Annotated in this window: 15 protein-coding genes; 4 read left to right on the top strand and 11 right to left on the bottom strand. The window is 32.5% G+C overall.

Annotated elements, in window-relative coordinates; genetic code table 11:
• Nucleotides 1-4: 4 nt before the first annotated feature.
• The 3 genes from OD917_RS12165 (at nt 5) to dusB (ending at nt 4,098) form a co-directional block, all read left to right on the top strand.
• The gene (locus tag OD917_RS12165) at nt 5-1,669 is read left to right on the top strand and encodes a C45 family autoproteolytic acyltransferase/hydolase (RefSeq protein ID WP_263523778.1); all 1,665 of its coding nucleotides are present in this window, start codon (nt 5-7) and stop codon (nt 1,667-1,669) included.
• Nucleotides 1,666-2,955: a phenylacetate--CoA ligase family protein gene (locus OD917_RS12160; RefSeq protein ID WP_263523777.1), complete on the top strand. Its 1,290-nt coding sequence runs from the start codon at nt 1,666-1,668 to the stop codon at nt 2,953-2,955. Before OD917_RS12165 ends, OD917_RS12160 begins: the two co-directional genes overlap by 4 nt.
• 150 nt (nt 2,956-3,105) lie before the next feature.
• Entirely contained in the window at nt 3,106-4,098 is a 993-nt protein-coding gene (gene dusB / locus OD917_RS12155; RefSeq protein WP_263523776.1) for a tRNA dihydrouridine synthase DusB, read from the top strand.
• 69 nt (nt 4,099-4,167) lie between these two features.
• On the opposite strand, the gene OD917_RS12150 is transcribed toward dusB, so the two are convergent.
• The 3 genes from OD917_RS12150 to rbfA all read right to left on the bottom strand — a co-directional run bounded on the left by OD917_RS12150 (nt 4,168) and on the right by rbfA (nt 7,360).
• Entirely contained in the window at nt 4,168-5,595 is a 1,428-nt protein-coding gene (locus OD917_RS12150; RefSeq protein ID WP_263523775.1) for an MATE family efflux transporter, read from the bottom strand.
• Between the two features lie 171 nt (nt 5,596-5,766).
• Entirely contained in the window at nt 5,767-6,966 is a 1,200-nt protein-coding gene (locus tag OD917_RS12145; protein WP_263523774.1) for an ABC transporter permease, read from the bottom strand.
• A 1-nt stretch (nt 6,967) separates the two neighbouring features.
• Nucleotides 6,968-7,360, bottom strand: coding sequence for a 30S ribosome-binding factor RbfA (gene rbfA / locus OD917_RS12140; protein ID WP_144216310.1), 393 nt, complete (start codon nt 7,358-7,360; stop codon nt 6,968-6,970).
• Nucleotides 7,361-7,588: 228 nt separating this feature from the next.
• On the opposite strand from rbfA, the gene OD917_RS12135 reads away from it, so the two are divergent.
• On the top strand, nt 7,589-8,008 hold the full coding sequence (locus OD917_RS12135) for a CBS domain-containing protein (protein ID WP_263523773.1): 420 nt from the start codon (nt 7,589-7,591) through the stop codon (nt 8,006-8,008).
• A gap of 44 nt (nt 8,009-8,052) precedes the next feature.
• Here the strand turns inward: OD917_RS12135 and OD917_RS12130 are convergent, their stop codons facing one another.
• The 8 genes from OD917_RS12130 to atpG all read right to left on the bottom strand — a co-directional run bounded on the left by OD917_RS12130 (nt 8,053) and on the right by atpG (nt 16,527).
• Entirely contained in the window at nt 8,053-9,306 is a 1,254-nt protein-coding gene (locus tag OD917_RS12130; RefSeq protein ID WP_263523772.1) for a murein hydrolase activator EnvC family protein, read from the bottom strand.
• Between the two features lie 24 nt (nt 9,307-9,330).
• Nucleotides 9,331-10,110 (bottom strand): DUF4292 domain-containing protein, encoded by a 780-nt coding sequence (locus OD917_RS12125; protein WP_263523771.1) that lies wholly within the window; start codon nt 10,108-10,110, stop codon nt 9,331-9,333.
• A 12-nt stretch (nt 10,111-10,122) separates the two neighbouring features.
• Complete coding sequence (locus OD917_RS12120; RefSeq protein WP_263523770.1) at nt 10,123-11,475, bottom strand: tetratricopeptide repeat protein; 1,353 nt, start codon at nt 11,473-11,475, stop codon at nt 10,123-10,125.
• Nucleotides 11,476-11,523: 48 nt separating this feature from the next.
• Complete coding sequence (locus tag OD917_RS12115; protein WP_263523769.1) at nt 11,524-12,540, bottom strand: sugar phosphate nucleotidyltransferase; 1,017 nt, start codon at nt 12,538-12,540, stop codon at nt 11,524-11,526.
• 84 nt (nt 12,541-12,624) lie between these two features.
• A complete protein-coding gene (gene dut, locus OD917_RS12110; protein ID WP_263523768.1) occupies nt 12,625-13,059 on the bottom strand; it encodes a dUTP diphosphatase in 435 nt (144 codons plus the stop codon).
• Between the two features lie 28 nt (nt 13,060-13,087).
• The gene (locus tag OD917_RS12105) at nt 13,088-14,548 is read right to left on the bottom strand and encodes a lipopolysaccharide biosynthesis protein (protein WP_263523767.1); all 1,461 of its coding nucleotides are present in this window, start codon (nt 14,546-14,548) and stop codon (nt 13,088-13,090) included.
• A 95-nt stretch (nt 14,549-14,643) separates the two neighbouring features.
• Entirely contained in the window at nt 14,644-15,090 is a 447-nt protein-coding gene (locus OD917_RS12100; RefSeq protein WP_263523766.1) for a GNAT family N-acetyltransferase, read from the bottom strand.
• Between the two features lie 576 nt (nt 15,091-15,666).
• The gene (gene atpG / locus OD917_RS12095) at nt 15,667-16,527 is read right to left on the bottom strand and encodes an ATP synthase F1 subunit gamma (protein ID WP_263523765.1); all 861 of its coding nucleotides are present in this window, start codon (nt 16,525-16,527) and stop codon (nt 15,667-15,669) included.
• Between the last annotated feature and the right edge of the window lie 61 nt (nt 16,528-16,588).

Here is a 16,588-nt window from a genome sequence, read left to right as displayed (position 1 = left end):
CATTATGAAAAACCGAATCTTATATATCTTCTTCATCGGTTTTTTAAGTTTGCTAACTTCCTGCGGTACTTCAAAATCAAAAAAACACACACCCGATCTTACGGGTTTAAATGATACAAAACCTGTTGTCACCAAATTATCTGATAGTATTTTTATTGCCGGAAAAAATTCACTTTTAAAAAACAAACAAGGTCTTTGGGAATTATATGTCGAAGGAGATCCACTCGAAATTGGACTTTCAACTGGTGCGTTAACTGATTCTCTTTTACATAAACAGCAACGTATTTTTTTTTCGAAAATAACTGATTTAATTCCGTCAAAATTCCAACAGAGATTACTTCGTAATTTTCTAAAATGGTATAATAGAAAACTATATCTAAATGTTCCCGATGAATATCAAACTGAAATTTATGGGGTTTCTCAGTACACTTCAAACGAATTTGATAATATCGCACCGCAATTTCAGCGCAGTTTATACCTCCACGCTGCGCACGATATTGGACACGCGCTTCAGGATTTAGCTTTGGTTGGCTGTTCTTCTTTTGCGGCTTGGAATGAAAAATCGGAAGATGGAAATTTGATCTTGGCGCGTAATTTTGATTTTTATGTGAATGATGCATTCGCAGAAAATAAAATTGCTGCTTTTATAAAACCAAAAGAAGGATTTCCGTTTATGATGGTTACTTGGCCTGGAATGATTGGTGCTGTTTCTGGAATGAATTTAGAAGGTTTAACTGTTACCATAAACGCTTCGAAATCTAAAATTCCGCTTAGTGCAAAAACTCCTATTTCGATTTTAACTCGCGAAATTTTACAACACGCCAAAAATCTGGACGAAGCAATTGCTCTCGCAAAAAAGCGAAAAGTATTTGTTTCTGAATCAATTATGGTTGGAAGCGCCAGTGATAACAAAGCGATTCTAATTGAAGTTTCGCCAGACAAAATGGACGTTTATGATGTTCCAAACAGCGATCAATTAATTTGTTCGAACCATTTTCAAGGTGAAGTTTTTCAAAATGACAAACGAAATTTAGAACAAATTGCCAACAGCCATTCTAAATATCGTTATGAAAGAATGCAAGAATTGCTTTCTGAAAATCCAAAAGTCAATCCTAAAATTGCTTCAAAAATTCTTCGAAATAAAGAAGGTTTGAAAAATATTTCTTTGGGCTATGGAAATGAAAAAGCATTGAATCAGCTTTTAGCGCATCACGGAATTATCTTTAAACCAAAGGAAAAATTAGTTTGGGTTTCGGCAAATCCATTTCAATTAGGCGAATTTGTTTGTTTCGATTTAAATTCGATTTTTGGTGAAAACCGAAATGTAGCAAAATCGTTTCAGAAAGAAAATTTGAATATTGCCAAAGATCCTTTTTTGGAAACAACTGCTTTTCAGAATTTTAAAAAATTTAAAATCGAAAATCATAAAATAGATTCGCTTCTGGAAAAAAAAGAAACGATTTCTCCAGAGTTTCTTCAGAATTATCAAGCATTAAACCCTAATTATTGGGTTGTATATTATAAGACAGGATTGTACTTTTACCAAGAAAAGGAATTTCTTCAAGCAAAGCTTAATTTTGAAAAGGCTTTAAGTCATGAAATCACTACAGTTCCTGATAAAGAAAAGATTGAAAAATATTTAAAAAAAGTCAAAAGAAAATTAAAATGATTCCAGCAATAGAAAAAGATTCTTTAGAAGAAATTAAAATTTTTCAAGAAAAAAAATTATCCGAACTTTTAGCATACATCAGTGAAAATTCCCCTTTTTACAAAAGACTTTTTGCTGGACAAAATATTGACATTTCGAAAGTTAAAACGCTGGAAGATTTACAACATTTACCTGTTACAACCAAAGAAGATTTGCAGCAATACAACGATGATTTTTTGTGCGTTCCGCAACATAAAATTATTGATTACGCTTCGACCTCAGGAACTTTAGGAGATCCCGTAACTTTTGGTTTAACCGATTCTGATTTGGATCGATTGGCTTATAATGAAGCAATTTCATTTGCCTGTGCTGGAATTTCAGAAGGAGATGTAGTACAATTGATGACAACAATTGACAGAAAATTTATGGCTGGTTTAGCTTATTTTCTTGGTCTTCGAAAATTGAAAGTGGGCGTTATTCGCGTCGGTGCAGGAATTCCAGAAATGCAATGGGATTCTATTTTAAAATACAATCCGACTTATTTAATTACCGTTCCTTCTTTCCTTTTGAAATTAATTGAATACGCGGAAATGCACGGTATCGATTATAATAACTCGAGCATAAAAGGTGCAATCTGCATTGGAGAATCTTTAAGAGAACAGGATTTTTCAATGAATATTTTATCGAAAAAAATCACAGATAAATGGAACATTCAATTGTTTTCGACTTATGCTTCTACCGAAATGAGCACCGCTTTTACAGAATGTGAACATGGAAAAGGTGGACATCATCATCCAGAATTAATCATTGTAGAAGTTTTAGACGAAAATAATCAGCCTGTAAAAAATGGTGAAACTGGCGAACTTACTTTTACTACTTTAGGAATTGAAGCGATGCCTTTGCTTCGTTTTAAAACTGGAGATATGGTTCAGTTTCATGACGAACCTTGCACTTGCGGCAGAAATACTTTACGCGTCGGGCCAGTTGTTGGGCGCAAAAAACAAATGATCAAATATAAAGGAACAACATTGTATCCGCCAGCGATGAATGATGTTTTAAGCAGTTTTGACAATATCGAAAATCATTTGATTGAAATTTCGACCAACGATTTAGGCACTGATGAAATCCTGATTAAAATTGCCGTTAAAAATCAAACCCCTGAATTTTTACAGGAAATAAAAGATCATTTTAGAGCTAAATTAAGAGTAACTCCAAAAATAGAATTTGCTTCAAAAGAAGTTTTAAATCCGTTGGTTTTTAATCCAATGAGTAGAAAACCAATTCGATTTTTCGACTATAGATCTTAGTATTAGGTAGAAAGTGGCAAAGGCACAAAGACTCAAAGGTTTCTTAATTGTCTGATAAAAAAGCCTTTGAACCTTTGTGCCTTTGAGCCTTTGTCCCTCGAATTGTGTCAATTCGATTAAAATGTTGTAATTTTGCAAAAAATTACGAAGATGGTCAAGATTGGCAACATAGAATTACCCGAATTTCCTTTATTACTAGCACCGATGGAAGATGTTAGCGATCCGCCGTTTCGCAGATTATGCAAAACGCATGGCGCTGACATGATGTATTCTGAATTTATTTCATCGGAAGGATTAATTCGTGACGCTATAAAAAGCCGCATGAAACTGGATATTTTTGATTACGAACGTCCTGTCGGAATTCAGATTTTTGGCGGTGATGAAGAAGCCATGGAAATGTCTTCTAAAATTGTTTCGACTGTAAAACCTGATTTAGTGGATATCAATTTTGGATGTCCGGTAAAAAAAGTAGTTTGTAAAGGCGCTGGAGCTGGAGTTTTAAAAGATGTTGATTTGATGGTTCGTTTGACACAAGCCGTTATCAAAGGAACTGATTTGCCTGTCACGGTAAAAACACGTTTGGGTTGGGACGAAAACTCAATCAATATTGATGAAGTTGCTGAAAGACTTCAGGATATTGGAGTTCAGGCTTTAACAATTCACGCCAGAACCCGTGCACAAATGTACAAAGGTCATTCTGACTGGTCGCATATTGCACGTGTAAAAAACAATCCAAGAATTACAATGCCAATTTTTGGAAACGGTGATATTGACAGTCCAGAAAAAGCATTACACTATAAAAATGAATACGGAATTGATGGTATTATGATTGGCCGTGCCGCGATTGGTTATCCATGGATTTTTAACGAAATCAAGCATTATTTCAAAACGGGTGAGCACTTGCCTGCTCCAACAGTTATCGATCGTGTTGAAGCTGCCAGAAATCACTTAAAATGGTCAATGGAATGGAAAGGCGAGCGCTTAGGAATTGTTGAAATGCGTCGTCATTATACCAATTATTTCAAAGGAATTCATTCGTTTAAAGAATTCAAACAAAAACTAGTTACCACAGATGCTCCTGAAGATTTATTCGCGATTATGAAAGAAATCGAAGAAGTTTATGCTGGATATGAGTTTGTTTAAAATAATCTTTGATAAAGAACTATAAAAAAGAAAGACCTTCAAAAATTTGAAGGTCTTTCTTTTTATAAATTAAACCTGAATTCGTTTCCACTTTCCTCTTTTATAAAAAAAGATTCCTGCCAAAGTAATTGCAGTTTCTGCAACAGGAATGGCAATAAAAACTCCAGTTGGTCCCATATTAAAATGTTTTGCCAGAATAAAAGCTAATGGAATTTGAAACAGCCAAAATCCGAAGAAGTTAATTCCGGTTGGCGTCCAAGTATCTCCTGCTCCGTTGAAAGTATTAATCAAAACCATTCCTATTCCGTAGAAAATAAATCCAATGCTCATGATCTGCAAAGCTTCAATTGCAATGGTTTTGACCTGCTGATCATTCGTGAAAAACGAAATAATATATTGACCAAAAACTAAAGTAATAATCATAATCGAAGCCATGAAAATTACATTATATCTGGCTGTTGTATAAACTGATTTTTCGGCTCGTTCGATTTGTTTGGCTCCTAAATTCTGACCAACCAAAGTCGCAGCGGCATTACTCAATCCCCAAGCTGGAAGTATAAAAAACATCATAATTCTTAATGCTGTTTGATAACCTGCGGAACCATGATCGCCTCCTGTTGTTGCTACTAATTGTGCCAAGAAAATCCAACTGCAGGAAGCAATTACAAATTGCAAAATTCCAGGTGCTGCAATTTTTACTAATGCTTTTATTTGTGTAAAATCTGGAGCAAAATAAGGAATCTTAATTTTTAAAATGCCGTTTCCAAAAAACAAATGATATACTTGATATAAAACTCCAATACTTCTTCCAATAGTCGTTGCCAACGCCGCACCAACTAATCCAAAAGCTGGAATTGGTCCAAAACCATTAATTAAAATAGGACATAAGATGATATTGCAAATATTGGCAATCCAGAGACTTTTCATGGCAATTGCTGCATTTCCTGCTCCGCGGAATATTCCGTTTATTAAGAACAAAAGCATAATGCACAAACTAGAACCAATCATAATTTGCGTAAATCGGAAACCATGTTCGGCTGATTCTACAGAAGAACCCATCAGAATCAAAATATCTTTTGCGTATATAATTCCGAAAATGCTCATTACACTATTAATTGCAAACGCCACAATAATCGCTTGCATTCCGGCTTTTGCTGCAGCGACAGGATCTTTTTCTCCAATTCGTCTTGCTACAACTGCTGTTGCTGCCATACTCATTCCGATTGCCAAAGAATAAATTACAGTCAAAACTGATTCGGTCAAACCAACAGTCTGAATGGCAAAACTGCTATGTTCCAAATGCCCAACGAAATATAAATCAACCAGAGCAAAAACCGATTCCATCATCATTTCTAAGACCATCGGAATGGCCAATAGAATTACGGCTTTTTTGATGCTTCCAGAAGTATAATCAAAAGATTCGTCGCCTTTTAAGGCTTGTTTTAAAGTGGTAAAAAATTTAGAAAAGAAGCTTTTCTTTATAGTTGTTTCTGTCATGATATTTTAGGATAAATGATAAAATTGGTTCAGATGCATTTAAATCTGAACTAAAAAAGTAAACGTAAGTATCCTAATTATTCTAAAAAATAAAATTAGGATTAGGCAGAAACAATCATATGCTGTAGTTTTTTAAGGCGGTAAATATAATTAATATTTCTTAAGAAGTTATTAATCAAGTAGTTTTTTACTAACACGGCTGCTTGCAATTAATGAAGCAACAAAACCTAGTGAAATAATAGTTGTCATTACAATTAGAACATTTTCTACAGTGAAAACTACTGGATATGCCAGAGTTGGCGTGATCATTATAAGTTCAAACTGCTGTTGAAGAATAACGAGAATGACACCTAAAGCAAGTCCGATTAAACCGCCAAAAACACTTAATAAAGTTCCTTGAAGCAGAAATATTTTTCGAAGATGGCTGATATCTGTTCCTAAATTGAAAAGGGTTTTAAGATTTCCTTTCTTTTCTAAAATCATCATAATCAAGGCTCCAATTAAATTAAAAAGTGCCACGATGATCACCAAAGTAAAAATTAAGTAAACTGCAATATTCTCTGTATTAAGCATTTTATACAAAGACTCATTTAACTGCGCTCTGTTTTTTAAAGTGATTTTATTTTTAAAAATAGAATTTAGCTGCGCAGTTACTGAAGCTTCATCAGCATTTTCTTTTAATTTAAATTCAATCCCAGAAATCTGATTTGGTTTGTACATTAATAATTCTTGTACTAATCCTAAATCTGCAAATACATATTTTGAATCCAGATCTTCGCTAATTGAATAAATTCCAACGGGTAAAACATCTGTTTTATTGAAAGCTTCTTCAGGATTATCGATTGCTCCTTTTCCTGGTTTTGGTGCAAAAACCTGAAGCGGGTTTTCAAAATCAAGAATTCCCATAGAGAAATTTTGAGATAAACCGTAACCAATAACAACCTGAAAACTATCTGGTTTTAGCCATTGTCCATTAAATAGCTTTTTCTTTATATCATTAACAACTGGATATAAGCTGTCAACGCCTTTTAAGTAAGTAACTTGCTGTTTGTCTTTAAATAAAAACAAAACACGCTCTTCTATTATTTTGGTGTAAGAAGCAACACCATTGATTTTCTTAATTTGATTTTCCTGATCTGGAGTAAGTAAAAAAGACTTTCCATACGTACTTACCAATTTTAAATCAGGATCTATTTCATTTGTAAACGAAAGACTAAAAACTTTAAGTCCGCTGAAAACAGATAAAACTACGAACAAAGCCATTGTACCAACAATGATTCCCATGCTGGCAATACGGTTAATGATATTTATAGCATTGTTTTTACTGCTGCTAAAAATATAACGTTTGGCTATGTATAAGGGGAAATTCAAATTATGACTTTCTTCTTTTTTCTAAAAGATCTCTATTTTCTATTGGGTTTTCTTTACCTGCAAGCGCATTGTCGATTTTTTCAATGTAATCTAGAGAGTCGTCTATAAAGAATACCAAATTTGGAACACGACGCAACTGCAAACGTACTCGCTGTGACAAATCATGTTTGATTAAAGTTGTATTGGTTTTTATTGCCTCTAAAGTTTCCTTAGCTTTTTCTTGCGGAAAAATGCTTAAATATACTGTTGCCACAGATAAATCTGTAGTTACACTTACTTTGGATACTGAAATTACCAAATTAGTAATTCCATTTTTTCTCACTTCACCTTGCAAGATATCAACCAGATCTTTCTGAAGAACACCGCCTATTTTTTTCTGTCTATTTGTTTCCATACTGCAAAAATACTACTTTTAAATTTTACTCTCTACAATTTCAAATGAACAATGAAATGATTTTTATATTCTGATATCGTTTTCTTCAAAATAACTTCATTTCTTTTGCTAAATAACGCTAATTCGTCCTTTTTAATTCTCTCTATTTCAATATTTAAAGATGATAAAAATCATATTTATTGTCTGAAATATTTTACACCTTTAATATAAAATAAAAGCCAAAATATTATGAAAAAAAGAGAACCAATCAGTCACATTATGACAAAAACTGTAGTGACAGCAAACGAAAAAGATGATCTTAAAACAGTAGTCGAAAAATTAAAAGCAAATACAATCCGTCACATTCCAATTGTAAAAGGTAAGGAAGTAATTGGAATAATCAGCCGAACAGATATTAACCGATTGACTTTTGGAGCTTTGTTTGAAGGTCAACAAAATGCCGATGAAGCGATACTAGAAATGCTAACCATCTCTCAAGTTATGACTTCGAAACCGAAAACAGTATCATCAGATACTATCATTCGAGATTTAGCAGAAATTTTTGTGAAAGAAGATTTTCATGCTCTTCCAGTTGTTGATAAGGGCGAACTAAAAGGAATTGTAACAACTACTGATGTTGTAAGATATTTTCTAGAACAATATGATTAAATTATAATTGAATAAAAAAGGGAGCTAAAATGCTCCCTTAAATTTTATCTGCTTTGAAGCCATCCTTCCGGATTATTGTTTGATGTATTTTGAAGAATCAGGAATTTGATAATTGTTTTTCCTGTATCTCCACTTGTTCTAACTCGTCCGATATTTTGCTTAGTTGTCACCTTATCTCCCTGACTTACCGAAACTGAGCTTAAGTTTTGATATACTGTAAAGTAATCTCCATGCTGAATCACAACTGCTTTATTCACTGGTGATAAAACGATTACTTTAGAAACTTCTCCTGCAAATACTGCTCTAGCGCTTGCTCCATCTTCTGTTGTAATTTCTACTCCCGAATTGTGTACTGTAATTGAAGGATGCAGCGGATGCGGCTGATCTCCGTAACCAAGCGAAATAAATCCTTTTTCTACTGGCCAAGGCAATCTTCCACGGTTTGCTTTAAAGTCAGCAGCAAGAATTTTATCTTCTGGTGTCAATGCGATTTTTGAAGAAGAAACTGGTGCTTTTGCTTCACTAGAACCTGGATTTGCTTTTGCTCTTTCTGCAGCTGCTTTTCTATTTGCTTCGGCAATGGCTTCACGAATTAAACGGTCAATTTGTTTGTCAATACGTTTTGATTCGTTTTGTTTTGATCGAATATCTGCGGCAATTTTATTTTTATCCTTTTTAAGAGCATTAACCAATTTTTGCTGTTCTTTTTTCTCTGCTTCTAGAGTAACTTTTTCTTTTTGGTTTTCAGCAATGATTTTCTTTTTTACTTGTCTTTGTCCATCCAGCTTTGTATTAAAATCAACTAACTGAGCTGTTTTTGATTGAATTTCAAGACCTTGATTTTTTCTGAATGCAGTATATTGCTTTAAATATTGTGCTCTTTTATAAGCTTGTAAAAAACTTTCAGACGATAAAATGAACATCGCACGGCTTTGCTCAGAACGACTTTTATATGATTTTAAAATCATCTCAGCATAATCTTCTTTTAAAACTTTTAGTTCCTTTTTAAGTTTATTTACCTGAACTTGATTAATATACATATCGTTACTAATCAGCCTTTCTTGCTTTGCCGTAGTATTAATTAATTTCTCTTTTAGTTTAATTTTGTTTGCCTGAATTAAATATTCATTCACAGCAGATTTCTCTTTTTTTCGAACAGACTGGAGCATCTTTTCGTTATCTCTGATTTCCTGCTGAATTTGAGCTTTACGTTGCTCCAGTTTTTCTTGCTGAGAATCCTGCGCCCATACAAACGTAGTGGCACAAATTAAAACTAGACTTAGGAGAAATTTTGGCATGTTTCTGTTTTTATTTTTGCAAATTTACTTAATTGTAACTTTTTTATAACCGCTTGGAACGCTATACGGAAAAGAAAGTTCTTCATTAAATGAAATATTGTTATAATTCAAATTTATATTTGTTTTTCCTTTTGGCTGTACTGCATTAATTTCGATACTTGTTGGAAGTGTTCCCTGATCAAAATTTTTACTGTCAGAATATGCAATTTGTAATGTTCTGTTTTCTGATGGCTGTGAAATTTCTTCTTTTTGAACTAAATATTTTTCACCATCTAAGAAGAAGGTTTTCTTCAAATTAGCATCTTTTTCTTCATCTAGTCTAAAAAGATTATCTACAATTGTTTGTGTATATTTTCCTTTTCTTAAATCATCAAAAGCTTCTCCAACCAAAAGATTCTGTACTTTACTATAATCTAAATCAGTTCCTAACCATTTACTCAAACTTGTAAAATCTCCTTCGTAGTAAGTACCGTTTATTTTTTCATAATAACTTACTGCAGAAGGTGTTATTAAGGCTTTAGCCATTGTAATTCCTAAGAAACGAACGCTAATTAGAATCTGTTTGTCTTTTTCAATTCTGATTTCAGCAGTAACGTTTTGACTTTGTTTTTCATCAACATATTTTGCACTCGCTTTTATGTATAAAGTAGAAAAATCTAACTTGTTGTCATAATATTTTTCGATTACTTTTTTGTCTTCTTTTGGTGCAACTGTCTGGCTTGTACTTCCTTGTACCGCTACTGCTTTCGACTTACATGAAATCACAGCAATAGACAATACTAGTATTGATATATATTTTTTCATCTGCATTTTTCTTTATTTTTTCTTTTTTAATACTTCATTTGCCTTCAAAAAGTATTCCTCTTTTTTCTTTGCGTCTCCTAATCCATTGTAAGCCTCTCCTAATTGAATATTAAAATTTGATTCTAATTTTACGTCATCCACCACATAATCAAGACCCATTTCTAAGACGGTTTTTGCATTTTTAAATTGCTTTTGCTGATTACTTCCTAAACCTGCAAAATAATAAAACTGAGCCTGACTCGGATAAACTTCAATCAGCATCATGGCTCTTTTTGTCATGGGCTCATATTGTTTTGCCTTCGCATACGCTTCTAGCAATAACATATTGGTTTCAAGATCAGTATCTGAATTTGCTTTTAAATCCGTTTCATAATATTTAATTGCATTTTCAAACTGACCTTTGCTGTGATAAAACTTTCCAATTTCTTTAGCAACATCAACATCTTTATCATTGTCAAAATAAGAAATAGCTTTTTCTAAATCGGCAGAATACTGTGGATTTTTATTTACATAAATCAAAAATTCATTCAAAGTTCTGTGTTTGATTTTTGAATCGATTTTTGAACTTGCCAAAATCACATTCATCGATTTTATAGCTTTATCTGCCTGATTGGCATCCAAATATCCTTTGAACAGACTCACTTGTGCCCATTCTGAATTTGGGATTTCTTTTGCCAACTGTTTTGCTACTTCAAGCGATTTCTCATTTTCATTGTTTTTTGAATACAATAAAATAAGATTCAAATAATTGGATTCTTCTTTCGGATCTTTTTTAATCTGCTGAATTAGATTGTCAATTTCAGCATTCTGATATTTCCCTTGCGATAAAATCTGAGCTTTATAAATTTCTCGGTCAGAAGATTTTCCGAACTTATCGTTCATTTCGTTAATCGCGATCAATGCCTTATCGTACTGATTGGTAATCATGTACAGCGAAATCAAGTCGTCTTTATATTCTTCGTCAAAAACAATTATTTTCTGAATAATTTCAATTGCCAAAGGATAATTTTTTGTCTCGTAACTTACATCATAAATTCCAAGCCAAAACCATTTGTTTTTAGGATTAAGCTGTGTTGCTTTTTCAAAAGCATCTTGTGCATTTTGATATTGTTTAAGTAACAGATAATTTTTCCCTAATTCGAAATAAGCAACTGCGTCATTGGGTTTTAGCTTAATACATTTCTCCAATGACACAATAGCTTTATCATAATTTTCAATTCCTTTTTGTTTTAATGATTCATAAAATGAGTCTTGATATTCGTCTGTTGCCATAGCAATATCCTCGGGTTCTGTCTGAGCAAAAACCGAAAATGATGAGCTAAATAAAGCAAAAACCAATAATGTGAAAACTCTTTTTTTAATCATTTCTAAAAATTACATTTTAAACAAAACGAAACTTTTCTAATTTTTATTTTATTCTAAAACAGCGTAATCTCCAATGCTGATACTTGTAAACTTACCATCGTAACTTACATGATTTCCGATCATTGCATTATCTAAAGCAGCATTTTTAATCTGAGAATAAGTCTGAATCAAACTGTTTTTGATTGTACTGTCTGTTACATGACAACCATTTCCAAGAGAAACATTTGGTCCAATTGTCGTATTTTTCAAGATTACATTTTGTCCAATATAGCACGGAGGAATAATCGTAGAATTTTCTAACGTAACTCCGTAATCAACTAAATGTTCTCCGTCATTGTGAAGAAAACCTAACATTCTTGTATTGGTTTCAACAGTCACATCTTTGTTACCGCAATCCATCCATTCGTCAACGCTTCCTGTTTTGAAAACTTTTCCGTTTGCCATCATTGCTTTAATACCATCATTAATCTGGTATTCGCCGCCATTCTGAATATTATTATCCAAAACATTTTGAAGTTCATTTCTTAGAATTCCAACTTCTTTAAAATAATAAATTCCGATTACAGCTAAGTCGCTCACGAATTCTTTTGGTTTTTCAACCAATTCTATAATTTCATTATTCTGGTTCAGTTTTACCACACCAAAAGCTTCTGGTTGCTCTACTTGTTTTACCCAAATCACAGCATCAGCTTCTGGATCTAACTCAAAATCAGCTCTAATTAAAGTATCTGCATAAGCAATTACAGCTGGTCCAGAAAGAGAATCTTTTGCACACATAATTGCATGCCCAGTTCCCAAAGGCTGATCCTGACGGTATATAGAAGCTTTTGCCCCTAATCCTTTTGCTAAATCTTCTAAACTTGCTACAACATCATCTCCAAAGAAAGCTTCATCTCCTAAGATAAACGCAACTTCTTCAATTGGTTCTTTTAATATTTTGGCAATATCTTCAACTAAACGATGTACAATCGATTTTCCTGCAACTGGAATTAATGGTTTTGGAACCGTTAATGTATGGGGCCTCAATCTCGATCCACGGCCTGCCATTGGCACAATTATCTTCATTTCTTTATTTGATTTTATGGGAAGATTTTAAAAATCTTCATTGGGTTTGGTCTTTTCTTTTTTAATTATTTCTTTTACAGAAATTTATTTTACTCCAGTACTTCCAAAGCCTCCTTCACCTCTTGATGTTTCAGAAAGTGTTTCAACTTCAATCCATTCTGCTCTTTCATGTTTTGCAATAATCAGCTGTGCGATTCTTTCTCCATTTTCAATTACAAAATCATCATTAGATAAATTTACTAAAATTACTCCTATTTCTCCTCTATAATCTGCATCAACAGTTCCTGGCGCATTCAAAACAGTTACGCCTTTTTTTGCAGCTAGACCGCTTCTTGGCCTTACTTGCGCTTCGTAACCAATTGGCAATTCGATAAAAAGTCCTGTTTTTACAATAGTTCTTTCTAAAGGTTTTAACGTAATTGGTTCCGTAATATTGGCACGCAAATCCATTCCTGCAGATGCAATAGTTTCGTAATTTGGTAAATCGTGTTGTGATTTATTGATTATTTGAATTTTCATTTTTGAATTATAATTTTTTTAAAACGTCTTATTTTCTTTTCATTATTCCTTTAATAGTATCTTTTTCAAAATGGTAAACCATATACATAAAGATTAAAAGAAGCGGAATTCCAACATAATATTTTTCTCTAAATCCGTAAAATGAGATAATTGAAAATACTATTGAAACGCCTAAATAAGCACCAATTTTGTTCATGTCATAAGGAATTGGATAATATTTATTTCCTAAAATATACGAAATAAGCATCATACTTCCGTAAGCCGAAATAGTTGCAATAGCAGAACCATAGTAACTGTATTTCGGAATTAAAAGATAATTTAAAATTAAAGTAACAATTGCACCTACAATAGAAATGTAAGCTCCAATTTTAGTTTTGTCTGTAAGTTTATACCAAACAGACAAATTGTTGTAAATTCCTAAAAAGAAATTTGCCAAAATAATTAATGGCACGACTTTCATGGCTTCCCAATACGATTTGTTATCTAATAATAAGTATTTTAGAATGTCTGCAAAAACAATAACACCTAATAAAATAAGTGATCCAAGAATCACAAAGTATTTAGTGATAACGGCGTAAGTCTGTGGTGCATTTTCATTTTTTGCATGGCTAAAAAAGAAAGGCTCGATTCCTAATCTGAAAGCTGTTGCAAAAAGAACCATAAACAATCCTAATTTGTAACAAGCAGAATATGCTCCAACTTCAGATTTTGCTAAATTTTCAGGGAGTAAATATCCTAAAAGAATTTTATCGAAATGCTCATTTACAGCAAAAGCTAAACCGGCAACCAAAATAGGAAGTCCGTATTTCATCATTTTTTTCCAAAGAATTGGATCGAATTTTCGTCCAAGCGAAAGATAATTTGGTGAAAGCACAATGAATGTAGCCAAACTTGCCAAAAGATTTGCAATGAAAATATAAGCGATTTGGAAATTCTCTACATATAAATTATCCCAAACAGAATTCGGGTTTGATGCTGCCACTTTTGGAAGATACATCAAGAAAAATATATTCAGTAATAAGTTTATAACAACGTTTCCAATTTTAATCGCCGCATAAACCATAGGTCTTTGATTAGCTCTAAGTTTAGAAAATGGTATTAAAACCAATGCATCTAAAACTAAAATCCATACCGAATAAGTAATATATTGTACATCGACTTCTGCTAAATTTGCCAATGTATTTCTAAAAATTAAACCTGCAAAAAGAAATAGAATTGAAGTCCAAAATATTGAAATTGTAGAGGTTGCAATTACATTTTTCTTATCTTCTTCTGCACTGTAAAATCTAAAAAATGCGGTTTCCATTCCGTACGAAAGAACTACGTTAAAGAAAACCATCCAAGACAATACAATTGAAACTTCACCATACTCGGCAGTAGGTAAAATTCCTGTATATAATCTCACTAATAAAAAACTCAGCATTCTTGGTAAAACTGTCGCCAGTCCGTAAATTGCCGTTTGCTTGAATAGATTTTTATATAATCCCAAAATATAATTCTAATAATGTTTGTAAGACAAAAATAACCATTTCTTTTGTTTAATGGTGCTTTTGTTGATGCAATAAAGAAAACTTATGTTTGTTTTTAAACAGTCATTTTCTTTTCATCTAAAATTTTGACAAAATGAAATCCTCTTGGCGCATATCCTTGGTTGTAATAAAATCGGTGAGCGGCAAAATTTCCTGTAAAAGCATCGAGAACAATACTGCTACAGTTTAATTCATTAGCTTTTTTCTCCACATAATCGGTAAGAATTTTTCCAATGCCTCGTGATCGATAATCAGGATTTACAACAAAATTATCAATCTCAAGATATTTTCCAGTCCACAATTTTGTAGCCGACCAACACCCTGTTAATCCTACACAACAATTATTTTCAAAAACTGCAATTTGAGTGTAATTATGCGGTATCATTTCTAAAAGATAAGATTCATATTTTTCTAAACTCAAATTAGGATAAAGAAATTTTATAGTCTCGATTTCAGCCAACATTTCAGAAATTGTAGATAGTTCTTTTATATATAGATTCATAAATTTTGCTATTTATTATAATCAAAATTACTTAACAATTTAGTTAACAGTTACATAATTAACACACAACAACATGTGAAATATATAAAATATGACAGAAAATTATGTAACATTTTTTTAAGAGTTCTGCATAAATTTGTTTCACAGGGATTGAGAAAGCTAGATACAACCCTTATAAAAAAGGAAGCACTGGGACTAATAAAGCTTGTTTGTTCCCACAAAAGACAAAGCATAAGGGATTGATTCAGCTGTATGTAACCCTAATAAAAACAGAGCACTGGGACTAATAAAGCTTGTTTGTTCCCATAAAAGACAAAGCAAAAGGGATTGATTCTGCTGAAATGTAACCCTCAAAAAAACAGAGCATTGGGATTAATAAAGCTAGTTTGTTCCCATGAAAGACAAAGCACACAGAGTTATCTGTCAATTTTTTATAAAATGGTAGTGATTCTCAACTTAACGATAATTTGAGAATCACCATTTTATAAAAAATTATTTTTAAAAAAGAATAAAACTTCCAATAAAAGAAAAAGCCAGCAAATGCTGGCTTTTTCTTTTATTATATTACGGAATAAATTATCCGTTTAAAGCTTCTGCTCCACCAACAATTTCCAAAATTTCACTTGTAATAGCAGCTTGACGTGCTTTATTGTAAGTTAATTTTAATTGGTTTCTTAATGTAGTTGCGTTATCTGTTGCTTTGTGCATTGCAGTCATACGTGCTCCATGCTCTGACGCAAATGAATCACGAATACTCTTATACAATTGCGTTTTTAAAGACTTAGGAATTAACGTCAAAACGATTTCTTCTTTTGATGGTTCAAAAATATAATCTCCAGTAGAAGTCGCTGCATCAGTATTGATAGGTGCTAACGGTAAAAATTGTTCTGTTTGAACAATTTGAGTTGCAGCATTTTTAAACTGATTGTAAACTAACTCAATTCTGTCGTATTCTCCAGATAAAAATTTCTCAGTCAAATTATTTGCAATTCCAGCAACATTTTCAAAAGTTAAGTTATCGAAAATTGCATTATGGTGACCGTGAACGTTATGAGTTTTGCTTAAAGAATCGTTTCCTTTTTTACCAATTGCAAAAACATCAACTTGTTTTCCAGCATAAAAATCAGTACGATTTTTAATCTCTTTAATAATATTTGAATTGAAAGCACCACATAAACCTCTATTAGAAGTTATCGCAACTAGCAATACTTTTTTTACTTCACGTTGTGTAGTGTAATCTCCTCCTACTTCACCTTCAAGTGTAGCAGAAAGATCTTGCAATAACTCCGTTAATTTCTCGGCATAAGGACGCATTGCAGTGATTGCATCTTGTGCTTTCTTCAGCTTTGCAGCAGAAACCATTTTCATAGCCGATGTAATCTGCATCGTCGATGAAACGGAAGTAATTCTATTACGGATTTCCTTTAAATTTGCCATCTATTATTTAGAAAATGTGACAATTTGAAAATTAGATAATTAGAAGAATGTTAACCATTTT

Source organism: Flavobacterium sp. SH_e (assembly GCF_025717045.1).
In the GTDB taxonomy this organism is placed as follows: Bacteria; Bacteroidota; Bacteroidia; order Flavobacteriales; family Flavobacteriaceae; genus Flavobacterium.
This window is presented reverse-complemented; position numbering and strand designations above follow the sequence as displayed.